The sequence below is a fragment of the Duganella sp. 1411 genome, assembly GCF_017833525.1.
Taxonomy (GTDB): domain Bacteria; phylum Pseudomonadota; class Gammaproteobacteria; order Burkholderiales; family Burkholderiaceae_D; genus Rugamonas.
Map to the genome: position 1 here is coordinate 360,350 of NZ_JAFICD010000003.1, position 25,900 is coordinate 386,249.

Annotated in this window: 24 protein-coding genes and 1 pseudogene; 12 read left to right on the forward strand and 13 right to left on the reverse strand. The window is 59.9% G+C overall.

The window, feature by feature from the left end; all coding sequences use genetic code 11:
• The first annotated feature begins 61 nt into the window (after nt 1-61).
• Entirely contained in the window at nt 62-805 is a 744-nt protein-coding gene (locus JOD97_RS18665) for an SDR family NAD(P)-dependent oxidoreductase (RefSeq protein ID WP_209721387.1), read from the forward strand.
• Here the strand turns inward: JOD97_RS18665 and JOD97_RS18670 are convergent.
• The 11 genes from JOD97_RS18670 to JOD97_RS18720 all read right to left on the reverse strand — a co-directional run bounded on the left by JOD97_RS18670 (nt 802) and on the right by JOD97_RS18720 (nt 12,235).
• On the reverse strand, nt 802-1,629 hold the full coding sequence (locus JOD97_RS18670) for a Rossmann-like and DUF2520 domain-containing protein (protein WP_209721390.1): 828 nt from the start codon (nt 1,627-1,629) through the stop codon (nt 802-804). The two genes, JOD97_RS18665 and JOD97_RS18670, sit on opposite strands and share 4 nt — an antisense overlap.
• On the reverse strand, nt 1,629-2,240 hold the full coding sequence (locus tag JOD97_RS18675) for a DUF924 family protein (protein WP_209721394.1): 612 nt from the start codon (nt 2,238-2,240) through the stop codon (nt 1,629-1,631). Before JOD97_RS18675 ends, JOD97_RS18670 begins: the two co-directional genes overlap by 1 nt.
• Before the next feature lie 4 nt (nt 2,241-2,244).
• Nucleotides 2,245-2,991, reverse strand: a complete 747-nt coding sequence (locus tag JOD97_RS18680) for an MgtC/SapB family protein (protein ID WP_209721397.1) — start codon at nt 2,989-2,991, stop codon at nt 2,245-2,247.
• Between the two features lie 9 nt (nt 2,992-3,000).
• Nucleotides 3,001-3,264, reverse strand: a complete 264-nt coding sequence (locus JOD97_RS18685) for a hypothetical protein (RefSeq protein WP_209721400.1) — start codon at nt 3,262-3,264, stop codon at nt 3,001-3,003.
• Nucleotides 3,261-5,075 (reverse strand): aminopeptidase P family protein, encoded by a 1,815-nt coding sequence (locus JOD97_RS18690; protein ID WP_209721403.1) that lies wholly within the window; start codon nt 5,073-5,075, stop codon nt 3,261-3,263. Before JOD97_RS18690 ends, JOD97_RS18685 begins: the two co-directional genes overlap by 4 nt.
• 124 nt (nt 5,076-5,199) lie before the next feature.
• Nucleotides 5,200-5,472: a hypothetical protein gene (locus tag JOD97_RS18695; RefSeq protein WP_209721406.1), complete on the reverse strand. Its 273-nt coding sequence runs from the start codon at nt 5,470-5,472 to the stop codon at nt 5,200-5,202.
• A gap of 108 nt (nt 5,473-5,580) precedes the next feature.
• Complete coding sequence (locus JOD97_RS18700; RefSeq protein ID WP_209721410.1) at nt 5,581-6,684, reverse strand: hypothetical protein; 1,104 nt, start codon at nt 6,682-6,684, stop codon at nt 5,581-5,583.
• 61 nt (nt 6,685-6,745) lie between these two features.
• On the reverse strand, nt 6,746-8,002 hold the full coding sequence (locus JOD97_RS18705) for an HlyD family secretion protein (protein WP_209721413.1): 1,257 nt from the start codon (nt 8,000-8,002) through the stop codon (nt 6,746-6,748).
• Nucleotides 8,002-10,170, reverse strand: coding sequence for a peptidase domain-containing ABC transporter (locus JOD97_RS18710; RefSeq protein ID WP_229264559.1), 2,169 nt, complete (start codon nt 10,168-10,170; stop codon nt 8,002-8,004). Before JOD97_RS18710 ends, JOD97_RS18705 begins: the two co-directional genes overlap by 1 nt.
• Nucleotides 10,171-10,315: 145 nt before the next feature.
• A complete protein-coding gene (locus JOD97_RS18715; RefSeq protein WP_209721416.1) occupies nt 10,316-10,642 on the reverse strand; it encodes a hypothetical protein in 327 nt (108 codons plus the stop codon).
• Between the two features lie 225 nt (nt 10,643-10,867).
• Entirely contained in the window at nt 10,868-12,235 is a 1,368-nt protein-coding gene (locus tag JOD97_RS18720; protein WP_209721419.1) for a glycosyltransferase family 4 protein, read from the reverse strand.
• 363 nt (nt 12,236-12,598) lie between these two features.
• Between JOD97_RS18720 and JOD97_RS18725 the strand changes: the two genes are divergently transcribed.
• On the forward strand, nt 12,599-13,642 hold the full coding sequence (locus JOD97_RS18725) for an NAD-dependent epimerase/dehydratase family protein (protein WP_209721422.1): 1,044 nt from the start codon (nt 12,599-12,601) through the stop codon (nt 13,640-13,642).
• Between the two features lie 105 nt (nt 13,643-13,747).
• Entirely contained in the window at nt 13,748-14,665 is a 918-nt protein-coding gene (locus JOD97_RS18730) for a TraB/GumN family protein (RefSeq protein WP_209721425.1), read from the forward strand.
• A gap of 5 nt (nt 14,666-14,670) precedes the next feature.
• Here the strand turns inward: JOD97_RS18730 and JOD97_RS18735 are convergent, their stop codons facing one another.
• Both JOD97_RS18735 and JOD97_RS18740 read right to left on the reverse strand, forming a co-directional pair.
• A complete protein-coding gene (locus tag JOD97_RS18735; RefSeq protein ID WP_209721429.1) occupies nt 14,671-15,498 on the reverse strand; it encodes a glycosyltransferase family 8 protein in 828 nt (275 codons plus the stop codon).
• Nucleotides 15,499-15,852: 354 nt separating this feature from the next.
• Nucleotides 15,853-16,541: pseudogene (locus JOD97_RS18740) on the reverse strand (Crp/Fnr family transcriptional regulator).
• Nucleotides 16,542-16,665: 124 nt separating this feature from the next.
• Between JOD97_RS18740 and JOD97_RS18745 the strand changes: the two are divergent.
• The 9 genes from JOD97_RS18745 (at nt 16,666) to JOD97_RS18785 (ending at nt 25,892) form a co-directional block, all read left to right on the forward strand.
• Nucleotides 16,666-18,612 carry an AMP-binding protein gene (locus JOD97_RS18745; protein WP_229264601.1) on the forward strand — a complete coding sequence of 649 codons (1,947 nt, stop codon included), beginning with the start codon at nt 16,666-16,668 and terminating at the stop codon, nt 18,610-18,612.
• Between the two features lie 20 nt (nt 18,613-18,632).
• The gene (locus JOD97_RS18750) at nt 18,633-19,472 is read left to right on the forward strand and encodes an ABC transporter ATP-binding protein (protein ID WP_373999894.1); all 840 of its coding nucleotides are present in this window, start codon (nt 18,633-18,635) and stop codon (nt 19,470-19,472) included.
• A 2-nt stretch (nt 19,473-19,474) separates the two neighbouring features.
• Nucleotides 19,475-20,371: a branched-chain amino acid ABC transporter permease gene (locus JOD97_RS18755; protein ID WP_209722664.1), complete on the forward strand. Its 897-nt coding sequence runs from the start codon at nt 19,475-19,477 to the stop codon at nt 20,369-20,371.
• Between the two features lie 9 nt (nt 20,372-20,380).
• Entirely contained in the window at nt 20,381-21,439 is a 1,059-nt protein-coding gene (locus JOD97_RS18760) for a branched-chain amino acid ABC transporter permease (protein ID WP_209721439.1), read from the forward strand.
• 53 nt (nt 21,440-21,492) lie between these two features.
• Nucleotides 21,493-22,803 (forward strand): ABC transporter substrate-binding protein, encoded by a 1,311-nt coding sequence (locus JOD97_RS18765; protein WP_209721442.1) that lies wholly within the window; start codon nt 21,493-21,495, stop codon nt 22,801-22,803.
• Nucleotides 22,800-23,603, forward strand: a complete 804-nt coding sequence (locus JOD97_RS18770) for an ABC transporter ATP-binding protein (protein ID WP_209721445.1) — start codon at nt 22,800-22,802, stop codon at nt 23,601-23,603. Before JOD97_RS18765 ends, JOD97_RS18770 begins: the two co-directional genes overlap by 4 nt.
• Before the next feature lie 12 nt (nt 23,604-23,615).
• Nucleotides 23,616-23,969 carry an MmcQ/YjbR family DNA-binding protein gene (locus JOD97_RS18775; protein WP_209721447.1) on the forward strand — a complete coding sequence of 118 codons (354 nt, stop codon included), beginning with the start codon at nt 23,616-23,618 and terminating at the stop codon, nt 23,967-23,969.
• Nucleotides 23,966-25,219 (forward strand): phenylacetate--CoA ligase family protein, encoded by a 1,254-nt coding sequence (locus JOD97_RS18780; protein WP_209721462.1) that lies wholly within the window; start codon nt 23,966-23,968, stop codon nt 25,217-25,219. Before JOD97_RS18775 ends, JOD97_RS18780 begins: the two co-directional genes overlap by 4 nt.
• A 103-nt stretch (nt 25,220-25,322) precedes the next feature.
• Nucleotides 25,323-25,892, forward strand: coding sequence for a hypoxanthine-guanine phosphoribosyltransferase (locus tag JOD97_RS18785; protein WP_209721465.1), 570 nt, complete (start codon nt 25,323-25,325; stop codon nt 25,890-25,892).
• Nucleotides 25,893-25,900: the final 8 nt, after the last annotated feature.

Here is a 25,900-nt window from a genome sequence, read left to right on the forward strand (position 1 = left end):
GGAGGATACCTCCATATTATAAGTGGAGCAATCCTCCACTTATCAAAAAAGGGTATGAGAAATGAATAAACGTTTCGAAAACAAAGTCGTGGTGATCACCGGGGGCAGCGACGGCATCGGCCTCGCAACGGCGAAACTCTTCGCCATCGAAGGTGCGCACGTATACATCACAGGGCGCCGGCAAGAGCTGCTCGACGAGGCCGTGAAAGAAATCGGCCACGGGGCGGTCGGCGTGCGAGGTGACGCCGCCAACGCAGCCGATGTCGCCCGGCTGTACGAACAAATCCAACAGGACCACCAAAAGGTCGATGTCGTGTTCGCCAATGCGGGCGTCTACGAGGTCGCGCCACTCGATGCGATCGACGATAGGCATTTCGACGCGATCTTCAACGTCAATGTGAAAGGCGTGGTGTTCACTGTGCAGAAAGCGCTACCGCTGATGGCGGCGGGAAGCGCTGTCGTCCTCAACGGCTCCATCGCCGGCAGTAAAGGCTTGCCAGGCCAGTCGCTTTACAACGCCAGCAAGGCGGCGGTGCGCTCGTTCGCCCGAAGCTGGACGAACGACCTGAAGGAACGGGGCATCCGCGTGAACGTGGTCTCGCCCGGTGGAACCGAGACACGCCTGATACGGAGCTACCTCGACGCGCAACCGGAAGTCGAAAAGGCGCTCAATCAAAGCGTTCCGCTCGGGCGGTTGGCGCAACCGAACGAGGTGGCGCGGGCGGTGCTCTTCCTGGCGTCAAGCGAGAGCAGCTTTGTCGCCGGACATGAACTTTTTGTCGATGGCGGTGTCGCGGCGGTTTAGGCCCGAGGTTTTCTGCGCGCCAGGGCGGCCGTCGGCGCCACCAACGCTTGGTAGAGTTCGCCGGTGGCGGGGTCCCAGCCGCCCACGGCGCGCTGCTGGCGTTCGACTGTCGCCATGTCGCCGCGCGCGATCGGGCCGGTGAGCGCGGCGGCGGCGCCCAGCCGGAACACGTTGGCCATCGATTCGGACGCCAGCGGCTGCGCCATTTGCCGCGCCACCGGCTCGGGGATGCCGGCGGCCTGGTAGGCGCGCAGCGCGGCGTCGAGCACCGTGACCAGGTAGTTGCTGGCGAAGACGGCCGCCGCGTGGTACACGGTTTTGGCCGAGGCCTCGATCGGCACCGGTTGCGCGCCTATCGTGCGCAGGGCCGGCGTGAGCAGCGCCAGCGCGCCGGCGTCGCCTTCGACGCCGCAGAACGTGCCGGCAAATTGCGCCACCACCGCCAACGGGTCGGCAAAGCTGCGGATCGGGTGCACGCTGGCGACCAGCGCGCCGGCCTCGCGCGCCGCCCGCAGCTGGTCCGACGCCAGCGCGCCGCTGCAGTGGAACACCACGCTGCCGGCCAGCGGCACGGCGTCGGCCAGCGCGGCGCAGGCGGCGCCGATCTGGTCGTCGCCGACGGCCAGCACGTGCAGCGCCGCCGGTTGCAGTTGATCGTAGCGCTCGACGGCGTCGCCGGCGCCGATGAAAGCCACGCCGTCGCGCGCGGACGAGACGGAGCGCGTCAGCACCTGCTGGATGCTGAAGCAGCCGTGGCGCGCGAACAGGCGCCCCAGCACCCGCCCCACGTGCCCGGCGCCGATCAGATTGAACGTCGGCGTCATCAGAACCCCGATCCCGGCTGCCCGAGGTAGGCTTCCTCCTCGGCGGTCGAAGCGCGCCCCAGAATCGCGTTGCGGTGCGGGAAGCGGCCGAAGCGGCGTATCACCTCGCGGTGGCGCCGCGCGTAATCGAGCATGCCGGCGATGCCCTTGACGGTGGCCGCCGGCGCCGCATCGCGTTCGTCGTTCTCCATGCGCGTGTAGAGCGCCACGGCCTGCTCCTGCATCGCCATGTCCTCGGCATGCTCGAAGGGCAGGTAGACAAAGGAGCGCTGCAACGGCGGCAGCGCCAGGTCCTGCCCGTCGTCGACCATCGCCCGCGCCGCGCGCAGCGCCAGCGCGTCGCCGGCGAACGCCAGCGGCGTGCCGCGGTGGACGTTGCGGGTGAACTGGTCGAGCAACAGGATGCGCGCCAGCCGCGCCTGCGGACCGTCGGCGTCCCATTCCAGCAGGCCGCCGGCGAGCGCCCGCTCGATCAGCGCGCCGAAACGGCTGTGAATTTCACGGTCGAAGGCGTCGTCCTTCTGGAACCATTCGCGGCGCGGCGCGTCGGCCGCCTGGCCCGCCCCCGGCTGAAACCAGAAATCGAAGACGGCTTGGGCTTGTTCGTGCATGGTCTTAGTTCCTCGCGTGCGATAGCTGGAAGCTGTGGATGCCGTCGAACGCGGCCAGTTCCGCCGACAGCACCGCCATCGGCGCGCCACTGCGCTTGCTCAACGCGATGGCGACGAAGCGCCATTCCTGCTGGCCGCCGTCGCTGCCGATCATCAGCGAGCCGCCGGCGATTTCGTAACCGCGCTGCAGCGCCATCGACCTGAGCGCCGGCTCCTGCGGCATGTAGCCGGCCTTGAAGCGCATCGTGATCGCGATCGCGTGGCGCGACGGCAGCCAGGCCTCCACCCGGGTCAGGAAAATCATCGAGCTTGCGCACAGTATCGCCAGGCCGATCGCGCCCAGGTAAAAGCCGATCCCCACCATCACGCCGATCACCGACGAGGCCCAGATCGACGCCGCCGTCGTCAGGCCGCTGATGTTGAAGCCTTCGCGCATGATGACGCCGGCGCCCAGGAAGCCGATGCCGGTGACGATGCCCTGCACGATGCGGGTCGGGTCGGAGTTGATCAGGTATTGCGACACGTGGCCGCCGAACCAGTGCCCCGGATAGCCGCCGATGACGGTCAGCGCGGCCGAGGCCATGCACACCAGGCCATAGGTGCGCATGCCGGCCGCGCGGCCGTGGTACGAGCGTTCGTAGCCGACCAGCAGACCCAAAGCCAACGCGCCCAACAGATTCAACAAGATCACGGCGTTGGTCGCCAGTTCGGTGTGCGACCAGTAGGCGCTCAGGAAATCGATGGCGGGCATGGCGAGCCTTTATTTAGGAGGTGCTTTTTTTGTGAGCTGCTTTTCAAACGCGATATCGAGCTTGCTGACGCGCCGCGGCGGGCCGGGCGAGATGCCGTTGACGAAGGCGACAAAGTCGTCCAGCTCCAGCGGCGCGCACAGCGGCGGCAGGCCGGGGCCCTCGGTCAGGAAGAAGTGGCCGCTGCCGGTGCGCGACATCGAATACTTGGCATTGCCGCTGCGGACCTTGAGGCGGTCGACGGCCGACGTGGCCCGGGTTGCGCGGCCGCTCATAAGGCCACCGTGCGGTTTTCCAGCCAGGCCAGCGCGTCGCCGGACAACAGCGGCAGCAAACGCGTGCGCACCGTGGCGTGGTAGTCGTTGAGCCAGCGCTTCTCGTCGTCACGCAGCAGCGACGGTTCGATGCAGCGGGTGTCGATCGGGCACAGGGTCAGCGTCTCGAACTGGAGGAAGTCGCCGAATTCGGTCTGGCCGGCGGGTTGGTTGAGCACCAGGTTTTCAATCCGGATGCCCCATTTGCCCGGGCGGTAAAGGCCCGGTTCTATCGATGTGATCATGCCTGGTTCCATAGCGGTGTGCGGCTCCGGCATCGCCGATTGCGAAATCGACTGCGGGCCTTCGTGCACGTTGAGGAAATAGCCGACGCCATGGCCGGTGCCGTGGCCGAAATCGAGCCCTTCGGCCCACAGCGGCGCCCGGGCGATGGCGTCGAGCATCGGGGATTTGGTCCCGCGCGGGAAGCGCGCGGACGACAGCGCGATGACGCCCTTGAGCACCAGCGTGAAGTCGCGTTGATGTTCGGCGGTGATGTCGCCGACGGCCACCACGCGCGTGATGTCGGTGGTGCCGCCCAAATACTGGCCGCCGGAATCGATCAGCAGCAGGCCGTCGCCTTCGATCACCGCGTGCTGCGCCTCGGTGGCGCGGTAATGCATGATCGCGCCGTTGGAGCGGAAGCCGGCGATGGTGGCGAAACTCGGACTGATAAAGCCCGGCCGGCGTGCGCGCGCCGCCGTGATGTGGCGGTCGATGTCCACTTCGGTCAGCGGCGCGCGGCGCGGATCGGCCAGCGTCTGTTCCAGCCAGGTGAAGAACTCGCACAGCGCGGCGCCGTCCTGTTCCATCGTCGCGCGCACGTGGCTTGCATCCTGCCCGCTCTTTTTCGATTTGGCGAAGGTGGTCGGGTTGACCGCCTCGATCACCCGCACTCCGGCCGGCACGCGCTGGCGGCTGCCGTGGGTGATGCGGCGCGGATCGATCAGCAGTGTGGCGCCGAGCGGCAAGTCGGCCAACGCGCCGGCGGCGGCGGCGTAGGGCGCGACATGGATATCCTCCCGCGCCAGTTGTTGAATCAGTTCGGCGGGGATTTTGCCGTCGCCGACGAACATGGTGGCGCGGGTCGACGTGATCAGCGCGTGCGCCAGGAACACGGGATTGAAATTGACGTCGGCGCCGCGCAGGTTGAACAGGTAGGCGATATCGTCCAGCGTGGAGATCAGGTGCCGGTCGGCGCCCAGCTGGCGCATGGCGTCGCGCAATTCGGCCAGCTTGTCCTGGCGGCTCTTCGACGCGTACGGCGGCTGGTGTTCGTAGACCGGCGCGGCCGGCAGCGCGGGACGGTCGCTCCAGATGTCGTCGAGCAGATCGAGATCGGTGCGCAAGGCCACATCCTTGGCGTCCAGCGCCTGGCGCAGCAGGCGCGCGATCGCCAGGCCCAGCACCGCGCCGTCGACGGTCAAGGTTTGACCGGGTTGCAAATTGGCGGCCAGCCAGTCGACATACTGCACGCTGGCGCCGGAGGTGAGCTTCATCAGCGCGATGCCGGTGCCGTCGAGCTCCCGCTCGGCCTGGGTCCAGTAGCGGGCGTCGGTCCAGACGCCGGCGACATCGGCGGTGATGACGAAGGTGCCGACCGAGCCGGTGAAGCCGGACAGCCACTCGCGCCCCTTCCAGCGGGCCGGCAGGTATTCGGACAGGTGGGGATCGGCCGACGGCACCATTAGCGCGTCGACCCGGTGCCGGCGCATCGCCGCCCGCAACAGCGCCAGGCGCTCGATGACGTGGGAGGTGTCTGTAATATCCATGGTAGGTCGAATCCGGTGCGCCGCCACTGCGGCATAGCTTGTCGCTATGATACCGCGAATACCACGATCGCCCGGCGCGGCTGGTGGTCGCCGTTCAATCAGGCGCCCAGTCCGAGGCAGCCGGCTATTCCGCCAAAATCTGCATCAGCCGGCCCAGACGACGCCTGCACAGGTGGTTATCATAGACGGTGTAAATAATGAGGCAGATGCAGCCGGCCAAAATCGCCGATGTGGTGCGTGGCAATTCCAGCAGCATACTTATCGGCACGCCCACCGCTATCGCAATCATGATGCCCCGCATCTTAGTGCTGCCCTCGGAGAACTCTTGGAGCAGAGCTTTAATTCGAACTTCCTTCGACAAATCAGAAAAAGCCTCGGCGTGTGTATCGGTTTTCAAATCATGTCCTTATCAAAGTATTGTCCAGCGAGAATCGTTTCCGCCGTCCCACATGCATATTGTCAGAAATAGCGCGGCAGGTCTATCGCGATACGATCAGGTTTAGCGCTATGAATTGACCAGGCGGTGCGCGAGTTGTTCGATATCGGCCGGCTTCCAGCAATTGTTGAGGCGATGGCGCGGCCACGTCTGAATCTCTTGAAACACAGCAGGCCATGCTTCCGGATTCACGCTGACATATGCGGGAAGACCAGCCCCCCTCACGGCCATCGCGGCTAAGTATTGCTCGGGATGCATAGGCAGGAAGATCATTCGCATGCCCTTATCCAGACAGCGCGCAATGCCGCCGGTGGCACTGTGCCAGATACCGAGTTGTATATCCTCCGGTAGCTCGTTGAGGTTAAACGGCAAGGGGCTGACCATTATCCGGGGGTTTTGGCATAACTCGCTTAGCACGCTATCCGGAAAGCCAGGTAGATATGCCACCACCTGATAACCGCAAGCCAACGCGGCGCGCAATACCGGCAGGCTTTCCGGATGATTCGGCTTTAGGTAGGCAAAGACCCGGGGTAGTCCATTGGCGGGCCACTCTGGCCGCACGCCGCCGCTATCGCCGAAAATCTGCCCCATATGCAGCTCGGGGGAATGCATGCCGAAATGATTGAACTCAGTCCAATTTCTATACAGCACCTTCGAGTTGAAAATGTCGGAAAAGCGGACAAGTTCGGCGTCCCCCACCATCCAGCGCGCGCGATTGACCATGCCAAGCACATTCAGCTCGGATTCTCTCAGGCGATCCTCGGTGACAGACGGGGTGTGGCGGATCGGCGGCAAACGATCGTCGGGGCGGACGCGCAGAGGCGGCGTCGAGAATCCGCTGTCAATGCAGATGACATCGATGCCCAAGGCCTTGCCGGCCAACCCCGCAGTGGGGGCATATTCGCAGATGATGCGGTCCGGCTTTAAGGCAGAAAAAATGGTGCGCCAGCCGATCAGCAAGGACGCGATACTGTCGGCGTCGCGATAGCCTGTGTTGAACAGCACCTCGGCATGGTTGATGGGGGCGGGTATCGGGTTCCGCAAATAGATGCGCGGCGCGGCCAGCCATTCCGTTCTGAAGCGGCCCAGAATTTTATGGGCCATGGTGATATCTTTCAATATGCAGGTGACCTTGTATCCCTGCCTCGTCAGCTCTTCGACTATTTTGGACATCGACACCAGATGGCCCAAGCCTTCGCCCAGCTCCCAACAAATAACAATATGTCGCACTGATTTATAACTTTCCGGTGATGCTATACAGCGGCTCTAACAACCATTCGTATAATTTTCGGGTATCGAGCAGTACGTCGGCATCGAGCGCCATCCCGTCTTGCAGATTGGTTTTCTTCCCGTAAGCCATCACGTGCTGCTCGTCCAGGGAAACAATCACCCGGTAAAATTCTTCAGGGGCCATGTTAAGTATTCGCAACTCGCCCGGCGGCAACGCCGAACGGGAGATCGTTTTGATCGTCGCGCCGTATTGTCCAAATTTTTGGTAAGGAAAAGCTTGGTAACGTATCAAGGCTCGCGCGCCTTCGTGCATGAAGCCGATCGCGCGGCTGGGCACGTACAAATAGGCTTCAAACTCACTGTTGGTAGGCAAAATACTCAACATGGGGATAGTCGGCGTCACGGTTTGTCCAGTCTCGGCGGACAGCGCCGTCGCCAGACCATCCTGGAGTGCGGTGATCGCGATTTCACGGCGCGCATCGTTTTCGTAACCTTGTTGCTCGGTGTCGGAAATTCCCCGTTCTATCGCGGACAATTTGTTCGCCGCGCTTAAGGGCGCGTTCTTCAATGCGCTTTTCACGGACGCAAGGTCGGCCCCCAGGGACATCTGCGTACGGCGAAGACTCTGCAGACGGGCGTCCTGATCGAGCTTATCCTGCTCCCGCTCCGACAGTTGCGCCGACGAGATGAATTTCGACGTAGACAGATCCCGGTATCGCACCAGATTCTCTTCGCTCAGCTGGGCACGCCTAGTCTGCGTGGTGATTTCCCGCTCGACGCTCTGCAGCTGCGCCGATACATCCAACACCTTTTGACTCAACGCCGACTCTTCTTCCTTCAACACCCGCCGCTGCGCCTCGAGCTCGATCGACAGCATCCTTTTTTTACTCGCAATCTTTTCCGCGATCGCGTCCTGAACGCCGCCGTTGACAGTATTGAGCTCTGTCGAGACGATGTAAAGGATCTGCCCTTTTGAAACAGTATCGCCTTCCCGAACCAGTTTTTTCACCACGGTGCCGGCGACGGGCGCATAAATTTTGACGATGCCTTGGGAAGAGACCAGCCGGCCGGTGACCTTCTCCTTCCGGGTGTACTCGCCTTTCCATAGCACCAAACCGATAGCCACCACGATAAGCGATGCGAACGTCGTGAAAAAGGTAATGCCAAGAGGTCTGACCAGCAGAATCTCTCCCAGCCATTTCTCTCTTTTGGCATCAATCACTTCTTGCCGAAATAATTTATCTTTGATCAGGGGGCGCATCAGGACACCAGGTTGACATCGCTCGCCGCGCTGGTCGGCGCGGTCGGCACAGTTACTTCGTCGCTCTTTTGTCCGATCACGATCACGCGATCGGCGCTTGCAATGGTTTCGCTCCGGTGGGCGACGATGACGCGCGTCAGCGAGAGTTTTTTTACGACTTTCGATATCTTCTTTTCATTGGCGATATCCAGTTGGCTGGTGGCCTCATCGAGGAACAAAATCTTCGGCCGATAGTAGAGCGCCCGCGCCAGCAGCAAACGCTGTTTTTGGCCGCCGGAAAGCAGCGATCCCATGTCGCCGACCAGGCTGTTGTAACCCATCGGCATCATCTCGATTTCCTTGTGTAGCGACGCCATCTTGGCGCATTCTTCAATCCAGTCCTGGTCGGCGTCCGTGGCAAAAAAACTGATGTTGTCCCCGATGGATCCGGCGAACAAGGTGTCTTCCTGCATCACCGTCGCGACCAGCTTCCGATAATTACCCGGGCCCAACTCGTTCAGCGGTATTCCACCTATGCGGATCACGCCCTTTTGCGGATGAAGTATCCCCAACATCAACTTCATCAGCGTCGATTTGCCGCATCCCGACGGTCCGGTGATGGCCACGGATTCGCCGGCGCCGATCTGGAAGCTTACATTGGCGAGGACCGGTTTCTCGCCGGCGCCATAAGCGAAAGTTACGTCCTCCACCGAGATGGCAGGTTCGATAGCGTGCAGATCGCTGCGCACCGAGACCGGTACATACTCCGGTTCAGCCAAGGCAATGTCCGCCAGCCTTTCGCCTTGCAATTTGAGCATCTTCAGTTCAAAGAGCTTGTCGATAAAACTGGTGACCCGGGTCGAAAATTGCTCTTTGTAAGACAGAAAGGCGAACAGCATGCCTATCGAAAACAATCCGTCGATCACCAATTTCGCGCCGAACGCGACAACAATGACTTCCTCGATTTTAAACAGCAGACTATTTCCGCCGCCAAACATGAGGCCGAGCCGCTGGGTCCGCAGCGAGGCATTTTTTTGACTGACCACCGCATTCAACCAGCGCACGGTGCGATCTTTTTCTTTAAGAAACAGCCGGATACTTTGTATGCCGCGGATCGTTTCCATGAACAGGCTTTGCTGCCGTGCGTCGTGCACGATCGAACTTTCCGTTGCGGACAACAGCGCCGCATATAGCGCAAATCGCAGGATGATGTACGACACGACAGCGACGAGGCCGATGCAGCTTAAGAACGGACTGTAGATCGTCATCATTATCAGCGTGCCCACAGTCATGATCCCGTCGAGGATGGCCCCGACGAAACTGGTGGTCAATGTCGACTGGATGGAATGGATCGAATTAAAGCGCGACACGACATCACCCATATGCCGCTTCTGGAAGTAATCGATCGGCAATTTCAACATGTGGCTGAATAAATTGGCCAGCCATTGCACGTTCAGCGTGGTGCTCATAACGAGGATCGCGTAGCCTCTGACGACCTCGACCGCCACACTGATGATCTTCAAAACACCAAAACCTATCGCCAATGTCACGAGCAGATCGACGTCGGCCGCCACGATCGCCTGGTCGATCACCCATTGATTAAAGAAGGGAGCGATCAGCGTAAAGGCCTCCAGCACCAGGGCCAGGATCGCGATCTGCGTCAACGAGCGCTTGAGCCCGGTTACCGTACCCATCATCTCCCGCAACTTGACGGTTCTCCGCTCCGTGCGCGGCTGAAAGCCATGGCTCGGCGCCAGCTCGACAGCTACCCCTGTGAACCTCTGCGCCGCCTCGGCGAATGTATGGCTGCGGACACCTCTGGCCGGGTCGTGCACCACGATTCCGGTGCGCGTGACCTTTTTGAGCACGACGAAGTGATCCAGATTCCAATGCAGTATGCAGGGCAGTTGCAGGTGGCCGAGCTCGTGCATCTCAAGTCTCAACGGGCGCGGAACGAGATCAAGCCCGCCGGCGATCTCGACCAATTGCGTTAGCGTGGCGCCCTTCAACGACAGCGGAAACCGCTTGCGCAAAGTCGCAACGTCTGTGGAAAAGCCGTGATAGGAGGCGACCATGGCCAGACACGCCAAGCTGCATTCACTTGCCTCGGTCTGATGCTGCATCGGGAGTTTTTTACGAAACCCTAATTGCAGCCTCTCTAATACGGCTTGCTTAAAATCGGCGTTCAAGTTTAGTTCGTTGGTAGCGTTAGTAGGCCCGCGTCGCGGTGAATCTTGCTCACCGGTCGATTTACTTTGTCGATTAATGTGCTGCACAAAGCGACAGCCGCGCCCCCCGAAGACAACAGGAAAGCGCGGCTGAACGCTCTAACTATTAGCGGCCGTTGAGCAGCGTAGCTTTGGCGCCGTCGGCAACGGTGCCGTTGACATAGTTACCGGTGATACCACCAACAGCGATACAAACTGGCGTACCCGCACCGGCGGTTAATACCTCGCAAGCGGTGCCGACTACCATACCGGCAGCGGTGCCGGCAAAGGCGCCCACGCCGTTTGCAAAATTATTGGCGAACGCATACTCGTCCTTTGCGTTTTGAACGTCTTGTTGCGAGCCGGTGATAACAACCGTCTGCATGTCGTCGTTCGAGCCGTAGTCATAGCCACCAGCGATAAAATCCATTTCTTCAATTTCAATACTACGCATGCACATCTCCCTTTAAAGTTAACAAAACCGCCGTCTATAGGCGGTTCGATCGGCATGGATACGCGTCCAATGCCGTATTGGCACGATGTCAAAAAACATCGTCGAACCAATTCTTTCGGCTTCACATGAATAGGATGATCGCATCGGCATCACCACGCATCCACGGAAAAGCCCTTATGGCGCTACTCCTTTTCGTCCCCGTCACAAGCTTCCTTAATTAACACATTACGCATGCGAGTGAATAGCCGGCGCGGCGTGGCTTACCAGTCGCGATATCTCCTGCTCGAATTTTCGCCCCTCGCCGTTAATATCAAAGCCTTGCAATATTTTGTTGCGCGCTTTTCTTCCGGCGATCCGGGCAAATTCCTTGTTTCTTAATCCAAACCTGATCTTTTCCGCCAGGGCGACTGGATCGTTCGGTGCCACCAGCAAGCCGTCTATCCCATCGCAAACCAATTCGTCGATACCCGAGACATCTGAAGTGACCACCAGCCGTTCCATCGCCATCGCCTCTTTAAGGCTATTCGGCAGTATGTCGCGATCGCCATCGGACGCTACCACACACGGCAACACAAAAATTTCCGACTCGTTCAGCATGTCCTTGATCACCTTGTGACGGAAAGGCCCGACTATGTGCACGACATCGCTCAAACCCGCCGATTCGATCTGCTGTAAAAGAACACTCCTGAGCACCCCACCGCCAACGATAGACAGCTGGAAAGGTTGCCCACTGGCCCGCAGCAGCGCGCACGCCTCGATCAGCACTTCCAGTCCCTTTTTCGGCACCAGCCTGGCAACACATATCAGCTGATTTTCCTTGACCACTATCGCCGGATCCACAGTGAAAAGCAGGGCGTCAATACTGCTGTGCACAACCTGCATCTCGCCCTGAAAAGAAAACATCGAAGACAATGTTTTCTTGTTGAATTCGGAAATCGTGAATATCTTGCTGGCTTCCCTTATTATTTTGTTTCTTCGGGACAAATACCTCGGATCGGCCTTTTCCAGATAGATATCGCGCGACCGCAGCGTAACGGTGTAAGGCACACGGGGCAACGCGGCGTGCAGCTGTGCCAAAGCGTCCACATCCCAGGCGAACAGAAAAGGGCAATGGATATGATCTGGCGAAAAAGTCTGGTATTTCAGGACATATTCGCTTTTCGAAACGGAAATATTATTTTTACGAATTCCATCAATGAAAATTTCCCAACGCTCAGCGACCTGTTTTTTTGTTTTTTCGAAAAAAGACAAGCCCGAAAATTTCTTCGTGAAAATACGCTTCAGTTCGGCATCGACGTCCCGGTCTTTTATGAAGTTAAACCAGAAGAAATTCCGATAATGCTTACCTCTGCTCGCCCACAGAAAACGCAACGCAATGTTCAATTGCTCGGACAGTGCAATCTTTTTCAAGCCAAAACATACGACATTCCCCAACAAGCCCTCATCGATGATTTTGCCGTTCAGATTAGACAGGTCTGACCAGTTTGAAATAATGCGGACCTCGTGCCCCGCGCGCTTCAGATATAAAATTTCCTCAAGAATAAATGTCTCGGTCGGTTTGGGAAACGTATTTCTAATGTAAGCAATTTTCATGTTTTTCTGTCGAGCTTCAAATCCAAGTGCGCGAATGAACACTCCCTCGCGCAGCGCTACGTACCCAGCGAATTATGTTATTGGATCGCAATTTATCATCAATTCCTATCAAATAGCTAGTAATTTAGAAATATTTTCCGTTGTGACATTTTGATAGAATTTGCGCAACTTTACCCTGTATGATCTCGCAACAGTTCCGAATAAAAATATTTTCGAAATGATATTTGTGTGTTATTTTTGACAATGCAAATATACAGTATTCACATCCCTGAAAACGGCCAATCTACAAACCATATTGCGATGTGGCCGAAGGAGTGCACCTATTCGGGCTGCCTATTATTACTACTAAGTGGGGACAATTTAATGGCAAACGTTTTAGTCACAGGCGCAGCCGGTTTTATAGGTAGCGCTGTTTCTGCCCGCTTGGCCACGATGGGCCATCGTGTGGTGGGTTGCGATAATTTCAATGACTATTACCCCCCCCGCCTGAAACATGAACGGGTAGCAGCGTTGCTCACACCACTTGGCGTGGAGTGTCGTGACATCGAGTTGGGTGATGAAAGGCAGGTTCAAACACTGTTTGCCAGCGCCGCGCCGACACTGGTCGTCCACTTGGCCGCGCAAGCGGGGGTTCGCTATTCGCTGAAAAAACCACAGGCCTACGTGCAGTCCAATTTGGTTGCGTTCGGTCAAATGTTGGAGGCATGTCGCACACACCAGATCGAGCACTTCGTCTATGCCAGCAGCAGCAGCGTCTACGGCTCGAATGCCAAGGTGCCATTCTGCGAAGATGACGTGACCGACACACCTATTTCCCTCTATGCCGCCACCAAGAAGTCGAACGAATTGATGGCCCATTCGTACAGCAGCCTTTATCAACTGGCCATGACTGGCATGCGCCTGTTCACCGCTTATGGCCCGTGGGGCAGGCCGGACATGGCGTACTTCAGTTTTGCGGATAAGATGATGGCGCAGCAAACAATACCAGTGTTCGCACAGGGCCAGCTCTCGCGCGACTTCACCTACATCGATGACGTTGTCGAATCCGTCGTGCGGCTGCTGTTCAAGCCTCAACCGGGTGGTACGCAAGCGCCGCACGCTGTCTTCAATGTCGGGAACAGCAACCCGCGCCCACTGATGGAGTTTATCGGCATACTGGAAAATGCTCTGGGCGTCGTCGCCAACAAGCAGTTCCTTCCCATGCAGCCGGGCGACCTGTCGGCTACCTACGCGGATGTAAGTAAATTGCAACAGTGGATAGACTTTACGCCGAGTGTTTCCCTCGAAACAGGGTTGCAAGAGTTCGCAAAGTGGTTTCGCAGATGGAACGCGGAATGCCCGAAACCGGCGTCGGAAATCCGCTTGGAACCCCGCTCCAATCCCTATCGAGAAGTAGTGGCGATGTAGCCGATGCAAACGTGTCGCCCTCCAATGCCAGGGCGCCACCGGCCATATTTTCGCCCAGGCACCACGCCCACTCCTGTACATGAAATCCCAATTTGGAAAGTTATAATGAGAACGCTTAGACTCGCCATCACGATCGGCGCGCTGTCCCTGATCGCAACGACGACGCATGCGGAAACGGGGGTTTTTCCCGTGTTGAGGGTCAGCACCGAACGGGGGCAGATACTGTTAGTAGGTAGCAATCATCTTGCGCCTTCAAATATTTATACCAAACAAGCCGAGCAAGTGATGTCGGGCGCGAAGAGCTTATGTCTGGAGGCATCGCCCAGCGAAAAAGAGGCCGCCAGGCGGGCCTGGCGGGCCACCATGCTTAATGCCACAGGTCGCACAATAGCTCAACGGCATGGTCAACAGCTCGCCGACAACATCACCCGCGCGCTCGCCTGGAATCCTCTGATCGCCGACAAGCTGAACAATTTTTCCGACCAGGCACTGGCGACGTTTCTGTGGTTATTACCCCCATCTGAACAGCTGGCTCCGCCGTTACCCCTGCAACCAGGCTACTCGATCGACGCCGCCTTGCTGGCGTTAGCCGGACAACGCGATGCGAAAGTCGCCTCCATCGAGGATCTGGATGCAGTGCCCAAAGCCATCTCCCGCATCACAGAAAAGGAGTGGACAGAGTACCTACGCATGAGCGTTGAGCTCTCGAAATGCAAAGATTGCTTGCGTGACATGGCCAGCCACATGGCGCAGCAATACGCCAAATCGACCGACTATGACGCCGCGTATCAGGAAATGCGCGCCGCATTCGGTCCCAACGACAAGTTGTTCGACCTTTTTGATCGCATCACTCTGCGCATACGGAATCAAGGCATGGCCAACAATATGTATGCGCGCGCGCTGGGCCGTAACGAATGCGACGTGGTAGCCATCGGCACGGCGCATCTGGGCGGACCAAATGGCGTGGTTGCACTATTGAGAAAAATGGGAGCCACCGTCACGCCGGCGGCCACGGAGGAGTGAGGCGCCTAGATGGTCGCCAGTTCAAAGCCGATGTCCGACAAAAGGGCTTTGGCCTTTAAAAACAATCCCGCGTTGTATTTTATTTCTTTCCCATACGCGGGATGCCAGTACTTAATAGGACCATTGAAATGCAAAACACCGACATCCTCCACGTCTATGCCTAGTTCCTGTGACTCAAAGAAAACTTCCCTTTGTGAAACATTCCACTTTTTTCCAATTTCCAAATTACTCTTATCAAAAACACCATTCAGAACTTCTTGGTCGTTGAACTTCATCTTGTGATTGTTTTTTTGATACCAAGCTAGAAATTCGTCTTCGATGTTGCTTTTACGCCACTTTTCTAAATCACACAACAAGACACCAGAATTAAAGTAGCGCTGTTGCAGGCCAAGACGCACTTTTCCGGCTAGCACCTGTGTGGCTGTCCAAGTGGCGCCAAGGTGATTCTCTCCGAAATCTACTTCAAAAAGCTTGCCAAGATCGTCAATCACTAGGGTGTCGCTATCGAGATAAATCAGCTTATTTACATCGGCAAGGATGCGATGCATAAGAAGCTTTGTATACGCCGCCTTGCTCACATGGGGATATCCCCTCAGCGAGAAGTTCTCGAGCCAGGACCGGAACCGGGCCGGCACATCGGCAATAGTTATGTGGGGAGAAATCCCCCGCAATTCCTGCGCCTGCGCCTCCGTTATTCCTATGTCGATAACGTTAATCGATATTTGCGCAGAGCTTAATAAAGCCGACTTGATGGTATTTTTTGCCCCGCAGATGCCGTTCTGATCCACGATGATGGCGACATGGACTGCACTAGGCTTGATACTAGCTGGCATTTACTCAGCCCTTTCCTGATTAAGTTATTCTGGACCGACGTCGGTTACTGACTTTAATATCACAATGCATTTTCCCTTGTTTCTAATCAATATGCAATATTGAGAATTGTGTTTTTTTACTAGGCGCTACCAACAGCGTCGGCGAACGATGTTGTGCGAGCCCAGCGCCGAAAGATATGCGGGAATCCAGCCAGATCCGGATTATCTTTATCTTCAGCGAGGGGGGACGAACAATAGGATAGACGACGTGATTATCGATAGCGGCCGGCTTGGCGGCAGCAGCCTAAGGATGAACACTGACGGTCCGGTCATGCTAATTATTGGCGTGTATTCGCCAATTTTCGGCACGGGACGTCAGGATTCGTAGCGCCGCAGTCCTTCCAGATCGAGTATGCGGATGCCGCCGTAATCGACGCGCAGCAAGCCTTGTTTCTCCAGCAGGTGCAAAGCCTGATGCGCGCGCTGGCGCGACGCGCCCGAAAGAAGCCCTAATTCTTCCTGGGATATTTGAATCAGTTTTTCCAGTCCTGGATAAAGGTGGGAATTAAACATCGACGCCAGGCATCGGGCAACCCGGGTATCGGGATTAAGCAGCCGGTCGTTTTCCACCATGCCGATGAATTGTCCGAGGCGCTCGTTCAATTGCATTAGCAAGAAGCGCGTAAAGGCAAACTCGAATCCAGCAACCACATGAATGTCGCGGCCGGCATGCGCGCGATACGGGCATCGCGCAATGCCATCGCGTCATATTTCAGAATCTCGTTCTTTAATATCGAGCCTTCGCCAAACCAGCCGCCAGCCGGCACGCCGGTGAAACTCACGCTTTTACCGGAGCGCGAGAAGTTATTCATCTTGACCATGCCGTCGATAATACCGAGCCAATTCTCGACCATCTCCCCCTTGCGGCAAACATAACCACCCTTGGGCACAAAGGTTTCAAAGGTATCGGCCTCGACGCGCGCCATTTGTTCCGGCGTCAGGCTTTGCGCCCAGATCGCCGACCGCAAAGCTTCCTTGAGGGAGGGTGGAGGTTGATCAGGCATTATTGCGTCGCACCATAGAAAAGTCGGTCAATTGTCATCGAAACGACAACACAGGTCTTTGTTGCAGGCTAATATCATCACACAAGAAGCTGTACACAAGTACAAGAAAAGCAACCGGAGACAACTGGTGCAAGACGATCACGAGACTTTTCCTCGCCGCCTGCTCGCGCACGGCCAGGTCAGACCGGGCAAACCCGCGTTCCGCGAAAAACACCTGGGCATCTGGCAAAGCTGGAACTGGGCGCAGGTAAACGATGAAGTGCGCGCGCTGGCCTGCGGACTGGCGGCGCTGGGGTTCGAACGCGGCATGAACCTGGCCATCATCGGCGACAACCGACCGCGCCTCTATTGGGCGATGCTGGCGGCGCAGTGTCTCGGCGGCGTGCCGGTGCCGCTCTACCAGGACGCTCCGGCCACCGACATGGCCTACGTGCTCGAAAACGCTGAAATCCACTACGCCATCGTCGAAGACCAGGAGCAGGTCGACAAGTTGATGGAATTGCAAACGCTTTACCCGCACATCCGCCACATCGCCTACGACGACGAACGCGGCATGCGCCACTACCGTCAAGCGGGACTGCTCTCCTTCGCCCGCCTGCAGGAACTGGGGCGCGAGTGGGACAGAACCCATCCCGGCATGTTCGACGCCGCCGTCGATGCCGGCAAAGGCGGCGACAACGCCATCATCCTCTACACCTCCGGCACCACCGGCAAGCCGAAAGGCGTGTGCCAGACCCACGCCGCGCTGATCGCGGCCGGCACCGGCGGCGTCAATTTCGAGAACCTCACCGACGCCGAGGACATCCTGTCGTATCTGCCGATGGCGTGGGTGGGCGACTGCCTGTTCTCCTTCGCGCAGGCGATGACGGCCGGCTTTACCGTCAACTGCCCCGAATCGGGCGACACCGTCATGACCGACATGCGCGAAATCGGCCCTACTTACTACTTCGCTCCGCCGCGCGTGTTCGAGAACATGCTCACTACGGTGATGATACGGATGGAGGACGCCGGCGCCGTCAAACGCGCCATGTTCCGCCACTTTATGGCGGTGGCGCGCCGCAGCGGCGCGGCGATCCTGGACGGCAAACCGGTGCCGCTGACCGAGCGCCTGTCGTATGCGCTGGGCCGGGTTCTGGTCTATGGACCGCTGAAGAACGTGCTCGGATTGTCGCGCGTGCGGGTCGCCTACACGGCCGGCGCCGCGATAGGACCGGATCTGTTCCGCTTCTATCGCTCCATCGGCGTCAATCTGAAGCAGTTTTACGGCTCGACCGAAACCTGCGCCTACATTTGCCTGCAGCCGGACGGCCAGATCAAATTCGACAGCGTCGGCCTGCCGGCGCCCGGCGTGGAGGTCAAACTGGCGGACAACGGCGAAGTGCTGGTGAAATCGCCAACACTGATGGATTGCTACTACAAACGCCCCGACGCCACCTGCGAGGCGATCGACGCGCAGGGCTACTTCCACACCGGCGACGCCGGTTTGTTCGACCACGAAGGCCATCTGAAAATCATCGACCGCGCCGCCGATGTGGGCAGGATGAACAATGGCGCCATCTTCGCGCCCAACTTCATCGAAAACAAACTCAAGTTCTTCCCGTTTATCAAAGAGGCGGTGGTGTTCGGCCATGGACGCGACGAGGTCTGCGCCTTCATCAACATCGACATCGAGGCCGTGGGCAACTGGGCCGAAAGGCGCGGCATCGCTTATTCCGGCTACACGGACCTGGCGGCGCATCCGCAGGTCTACGGCCTGGTACGCGACTGCATCGAGCAGGTCAACGCCGATCTCGCCGCCGAGCCGATGATGGGCGATACCCAGATCCACCGCTATCTGGTGCTGCACAAGGAGCTCGATCCCGACGACGACGAACTGACGCGAACGCGCAAGGTGCGGCGCAAATTCATCGCCGAAAAATACGCGGTGCTGATCGACGCGCTCCACGGCGACAAGGCGTCGCAATACATCGAGACGCAGGTGAAGTTTGAAGACGGCCGCACGGGCCTGGTGGCGGCGGATCTGAAGATAGAGCGCTGCAAGACCTTCCCCGCGGTCCAAGCGGCGGCATGACGGAGAGTGCGACCATGCAAATGAACGAACCAGACGCCCACTTCGGCGCGGACGCTTTGACAAACATGGACAGCGGGCGCCGCGTCATCGGCGACGTGATACTCGACCTGAAAAACATCTCGCTGTCGTTCGGCGGCGTGAAGGCGCTGACCGATATCTCCTTCGACGTGAAGCGGCACGAAATCCGCGCCATCATCGGCCCGAACGGCGCCGGCAAAAGCTCCATGCTGAACGTGATCAACGGCGTGTACCGCCCGCAGCAGGGAGAGATCGTCTACCAAGGCCGGCACCGCAAGAATATGGACTGCCACACCGCCGCCAAATCGGGCATCGCGCGCACCTTCCAGAATATCGCGCTGTTCAAGGGGATGACGGTCCTCGACAACATCATGACCGGCCGTAACCTCAAGATGAAGTCCAACTTCCTGATGCAGGCGCTGTACTGGGGCCCGGCGCGGCGCGAGGAGATCGCGCACCGCGTCAAGGCCGAGGAGATCATCGATTTCCTGGAGATCCAGGCGATCCGCAAGACGCCCGTGGGCCGCCTGCCGTACGGGCTGCAAAAGCGCGTGGAACTGGGGCGCGCGCTGGCCGCCGAGCCGGAAATCCTGCTGCTCGACGAGCCGATGGCCGGCATGAACGTGGAAGAGAAGCAGGACATGTGCCGCTTCATCCTCGACGTCAACGACCAATTCGGCACCACCATCGTGCTGATCGAGCACGATATGGGCGTGGTGATGGATATCTCGGACCGCGTGGTGGTGCTCGACTATGGCCGCAAGATCGGCGACGGCACGCCCGACGAGGTGCGCAGCAATCAGGATGTCATCAACGCCTACCTCGGAGTCGCCCATTCATGAACATCAACTTCTTCTTCGAGGTGCTGATCGGCGGCCTGCTGTCCGGCGTCATGTACGCGCTGGTGGCGATCGGCTTTGTGCTGATCTACAAAGCCTCCGGCGTATTCAATTTCGCGCAGGGGGCGATGGTGTTCTTCGCCGCGCTGACTTGCGTCGGCATCATGGACAAATTCGGCGTGTCGCTGTGGGTGGCGATACCGCTGACGATCGTGGTGATGATACTGCTGGGGATAGCGATCGAAAAAGTGGTGCTGCGCCCGCTGGTCAACCAGCCCGAGATCACGCTGTTCATGGCCACCATCGGCCTGGCCTTCTTCATCGAGGGATTGGCGCAACTGATGTGGGGCGCGCAGGTGCGCAAGCTGGAGCTGCCGATCGAGGACGTGCCGTCGCAGTACCTGATGGACCACTACAACCTGCTGGTGTCGCAGTTCGACATCATGGCGGCGGCGGTGTGCGGCGTCCTTGTCACTTCGCTGGCGCTGCTGTTCTCCAGGACCAAGGTGGGCCGCGCGCTGCGCGCCGTCGCCGACGATCACCAGGCCGCGCTGGCGGTGGGCATTCCGCTGCAGCGCATCTGGGCGGTGCTGTGGGCGGTGGCGGGCGTGGTCGCGCTGGTGGCCGGGCTGCTGTGGGGCGCGCGCAATGGCGTGCAGTTCGCGTTGACCTTCGTGGCGCTGAAGGCGCTGCCGGTGCTGATCCTCGGCGGCTTCACGTCGATGCCGGGCGCGATCGTCGGCGGCCTGATTATCGGCGCGTCGGAAAAACTGGCCGAGGTGTATATCGGCCCGCTGGTCGGCGGCGGGATCGAGGGCTGGTTCCCGTACGTGCTGGCGCTGATGTTCCTGCTGGTGCGGCCGGAAGGCCTGTTCGGCGAAAAAATCATCCGCAGAATTTAAGAGGCGCACATGCTCTACCGCGAAGCAGGACAATTCAAGACCAGCTATCAGGCCGACAGCCAGATTTTCCCCATTCTGCAGGACCGCGTGGCCATGCTGGCGCTGCTGGCCGTGGCGATCGTGGTGGTGCCGCTGGTGGCGTCGCCGTACGCGTTGTCGGCGATCCTGATTCCGTTCCTGATCTTCTCGCTCGCCGCGCTGGGGCTGAACATCCTGACCGGCTACGCGGGCCAGCTGTCGCTCGGCACCGCCGCCTTCATGGCGGTGGGCGCCTTCGCCTCCTATAACTTCATCGCCCGCATTCCCGGCCTGCCGGTGCTGGTGGCGTTCGTGCTCGGTGGCCTGAGCGCGGCGGCGGTCGGCATCGCCTTCGGCCTGCCGTCGCTGCGGATACGCGGCTTCTACCTGGCCGCGTCGACCCTGGCCACACAGTTCTTCGTGGTCTGGTGCCTGACCAAGATCCCCTACCTGACCAATTACAGCGCCTCCGGCGTCATCACCGCGCAAAAGATCGTCATCCTCGGCTATCAGTTCGATACGCCGGACCGCAAGTACCTGCTGGTGCTGGGCGTGGTGGCGGTGATGGCGCTGCAGGCCAAGAACATGGTGCGCTCCAACGTCGGCCGCTCCTGGATGGCGGTGCGCGACATGGACGTGGCGGCCGAGGTGATCGGCTTCCGCCTGATGCGCACCAAGCTGCTGGCGTTCGCCGTCAGCTCGTTCTACTGCGGCGTGGCCGGTGCGCTGTACGCCTTCGCCTACCTCGGCACGGTGGAGCCGGAGGCCTACAACCTCGATCTGTCGTTCCGCATCCTGTTCATGATCATCATCGGCGGCGTCGGTTCGATCCTCGGCTCCTTCCTTGGCGCGGCCTTCATCGTGCTGCTGCCGGTGCTGCTCAACATCCTGGCGCACGGCCTGTCGCTGCCCAACAGCGTGGCCTCCAACCTGGAGCTGATGGTGTTCGGCGCGTTGATCATATTTTTCCTGATCGTCGAGCCGCATGGCCTGGCGCGTCTGTGGCAAATCGGTAAAGAGAAACTGCGTCTGTGGCCCTTCCCGCACTGAACGCACCAAGTTATCGCAATCTACCAGCGTAGTACCCAAGAGGAGACAAAAAAATGAAAAGCATCAAATCTCTCGTACTCGGACTGACAATCGCGGCGATCGTCGCGCCCGCGCTGGCGCAGCCGGCCGGCGAGCAATACATCGCCCTGCCCTCTTATCGCGTCGGCCCTTATGCGGCGGGCGGCTCCGGCTTCTACGGCGGCATCATCGACTACTTCAACCTGGTCAACCTGTCGGGCGGCGTCAACGGCGTCAAGATCGCCTGGGAGGAATGCGAAACCGAATACAACCCGTCGCGCGGCGTCGAATGCTACGAGCGGCTAAAAACCAAGAACGGCGGCGCCACGCTGGTCGAACCGCTGTCCACCGGCGTCGCCTACGGGGTGCTCGACCGCCTGCCGACCGATAAAATCCCGATGACGATGATCGGCTACGGGCGTTCCGACGCCGCCAACGGCAAAGTCTTCCCCTACGTCTTCCCCCTGATCACCAGCTACTGGAACCAGGCCGCCGGCATGATCAAATACCTCGGCGACAAGAACGGCGGCCTGGACAAACTCAAAGGTAAAAAGATCGTCCACCTGTACCACGACTCGGCCTTCGGCAAGGAACCCTTGCCGGTGCTGGAGGCGCTGTCCAAACAATACGGCTTTGAACTGATCAAGATCCCCGTCACGCCGCCCGGCACCGAGCAGCAGTCGCAATGGCTGCAAATCCGCCAGGCCAAACCGGATCATGTGATCCTGTGGGGCTGGGGTTCGATGAACGCGGTGGCCATCAAGACCGCGCAGCGCAACGGCTTCCCGCGCGAGAAAATGCTGGGCGTCTGGTGGGCCGGATCGGAGGAAGACACCGTACCCGCCGGCGACGCGGCCAAAGGCTACAGCGCGATGACCTTCAACACGCCGGGCAGCTACCCGGTGATGGACGAGATCAACAAGAAGCTTTACGAAGCGGGCAAAGGCAATCTGGCGGACCGCAACCGCATCGGCTCCGTGTACCACATGCGCGGCGTCAGCGCCGCCATCCTGTGGGTGGAGGCGATGCGCACCGCGCAGGAGAAGTTCGGCAAGGGCAAGGCGGTCAGCGGCGAGCAAATGCGCTGGGGCCTGGAGCACCTGAACCTCGACGAGGCGCGGCAGAAGGCCATCGGCGCGCTCGGCATGCTGCCGGTGGTGAAGACCAGCTGCGACGATCACGAGGGCTCCGGCGCGGTCAAGGTCCAGCAGTGGGACGGCAAGAAGTGGAACGCCATCACGCCGAACTGGGTGGTCGGCGACAAGGCGCTGACCCACAAGCTGCTGGAAGAAAGCTCCGCGGCCTACGCGGCCGAGAAAAAAATCACGCCGGCCTGCGCAAAATGACGCCCTACCTCTCCGTCAACAACGTGGAAGTGATCTACGACCACGTGATCCTGGTGCTCAAAGGCGTCTCGCTGCAGGTCCCGCAAGGGAAAATCGTGGCGCTGCTGGGCGCCAACGGCGCCGGCAAGTCCACCACCCTGAAGACCATCTCCACGTTGCTGCGGGGAGAGCGCGGCGACGTCACCAAGGGCGACGTCCACTTCAAGGGCGAGCGCGTCGACCAGTTGACGCCCAATGAGCTGGTCAAGCGCGGCCTGTCGCAGGTGATGGAGGGACGCCACTGCTTCGGCCACCTGACCATCGAGGAAAACCTGCTGACCGGCGCCTACACGCGCAGCCTGTCGCGCGCGCAGCTCAAGGAGTCGCTCGACAAGGTGTACCACTACTTCCCGCGCCTGAAGGAGCGGCGCGCCAGCCAGGCCGGCTACACCTCCGGCGGCGAGCAGCAGATGTGCGCGATCGGCCGCGCGCTGATGGCCAAGCCGTCGATGATCTTGCTGGACGAGCCGTCGATGGGCATCGCGCCGCAAATCGTCGACGAAATCTTCGGCATCGTGAAGGACTTGAACGGCAAGGAAAACGTCTCCTTCCTGCTGGCGGAACAAAACACCAACATCGCCTTGCGCTACGCCGATTTCGGCTACATCCTTGAAAATGGCCGCGTCGTCATGGAAGGCGCGGCCGCGGACCTGGCCAGCAACGAGGACGTCAAGGAGTTCTACCTGGGCGTGTCCGGCGCCGGCCGCAAGAGCTTCCGCGACATGAAATTTTACCGCCGCCGCAAACGCTGGCTGGCTTGAGGACACGCACGCATGAATATCAAAAAAGCCAGGACGCTTTGCCTTTCCCTGCCCGGCGCCACGGAAGACATCAAATGGGAAAGCAATCTGGTGTTCTCGGTCGGCGGCAAGATGTTCGCCGTCACGCGCGCCGACGACGCCAAGGGCATCAGCTTCAAGGTCGACGACGACCGCTTCCTGGAACTGACCGACCGCCCCGGCATCATCCCGGCGCCGTATCTGGCACGCGCCAAGTGGGTGTACGTCGAAGACCTCGCAACCCTCAGCGACGCCGAAGCGGCCGCGTTGCTGAAACGCGCGCATGAACTGGTCTTCGCCAAACTGACCAAAAAACTGCAGCGCGAAATCGGAGGACAGCAATCATGACGGATACCCTGGACAGCCTGGAAACACGCCCGCCCGAACAACGCGAGCGCGAACTGATGGCGCGCCTGCCCCAGTTGGTGGCGCGGGCGAAGGCTGCCGCCGGGTGGTCGCGCATCCTGCGGGACGTGAACGCGGCCGACATCACCAGCCGCGAGGCGCTGGCGACCTTGCCGGTGACGCGCAAATCCGAACTGCACGCGCTGCAAAAGCTGCAGCCTCCCTTTGGCGGCCTGAATACGACGCCGGTGGGACAGCTGTCACGCCTGTACATGTCGCCCGGCCCCATCTTCGATCCCGAGGGCAGAGGCCAGGATTGGTGGCGTTTCGGCCGTCCCATGTACGCGGCCGGCGTGCGGGCCGGCGGCCTGCTGCAAAACTGCTTCTCGTATCACTTCACGCCGGCCGCCTTCATGGTCGAAGGCGGCGCCGCGCGCATCGGCTGCGGCGTGATCCCGGCCGGCAGCGGCCAGACCGAAATGCAGGTGCAGGCGATCAGCGCGCTGCGGCCGGACACCTACGTCGGCACGCCGTCGTTCCTGAAGATCATCATCGAAAAGGCGCAGGAGATGGGCGCCGACATCAGCAGCATGACTCAGGCGCTGATGGGCGCCGAGGCGCTGCCCGAATCGCTGCGCGCATGGTTCGCCGACAACGGCGTGCCGCACGTGCTGCAAACCTACGCCACCGCCGACATCGGCAGCATCGCCTTCGAAACCCGCAGCGGCGACGTGCGCCATCCCGGCATGGTGCTCGACGAGGACGTGATCCTGGAAATCGTCCGTCCCGGCAGCGGCGAGCCGGTGGCGGCCGGCGAAGTGGGCGAAGTGGTGGTCACAGTGTTCAATCCCGACTACCCGCTGATCCGCTTCGCCACCGGCGACCTGTCGGCGGTGTTGACCGGCGTGGCCGATTCGCCATGCGGCCGCACCAACACCCGCATCAAGGGCTGGATGGGCCGCGCCGACCAGACCACCAAGGTGCGCGCGATGTTCGTCCACCCGTCGCAGGTGCACGAAGTGACGCGTCGCCATCCGGAGATCGTCAAGGCGCGGCTGGTGATTTCCGGGCGCATGGCGCAGGACGTGATGACCCTGCACTGCGAAGTAGCCGATCCCGGCGCCGCCAGCGGCGCGGCCATCGTCGAATCGATCAGGGAACTGACCAAGCTACGCGGCGAGGTGCGCTTCGCCGCCATCGGCAGCCTGCCCGGCGACGGCAGGGTGATCGATGACATACGCGATTACACGTAGGGCTGCGGCAAATCCTGTGGCAGGATAGCAACGGTGAGCGGCCTGCGGGGATATGGCGGATAATAGCGTTCTTCCCACATGTTTTTAAAAGCCGAAGAAGACCATGCAAGACTTCCACCACAACCGCGCCCGCGCCCTGCTGGAGAACGCGGAAGAACTGTTCAACAAAGAGACCGTCGACGGCGCCGTCACCGCGATGGCCGAGACCCTCAACGCCCGCTTCAATCGCCCCGACAGCGAGGAGTTCCCGCTGGTGCTGGGCGTGATGGGCGGCGCGGTGGTCTTCACCGGCAATCTGCTGCCGCAGCTGACCTTCCCGCTCGAATTCGACTACATCCACGTCAGCCGCTACGGCGACGACGACCAGGGCGGACAAGTGGTGTGGAAAGTGGTGCCGCGCTCGAACGTGGCCGGCCGCGTGGTCATCGTGTTGGACGATATCCTGGACGAAGGCGAAACGCTGGCCCACGTCAAACAGCGCCTGCTCGACATGGGCGCGGCCGAAGTGGTGCTGGCCGTCTTCGCCGACAAGGCGATCGGCAAGCCCAAGCCGGTCAAGGCGGACATCGTCGGCATCACGATCCCGAACCGCTTCGTGGTCGGATTCGGCATGGACGCTTACGGCTACTGGCGCAATCTGCCCGGCCTGTGGGCGATCCAAACGGAATCGTAGGGCAACGG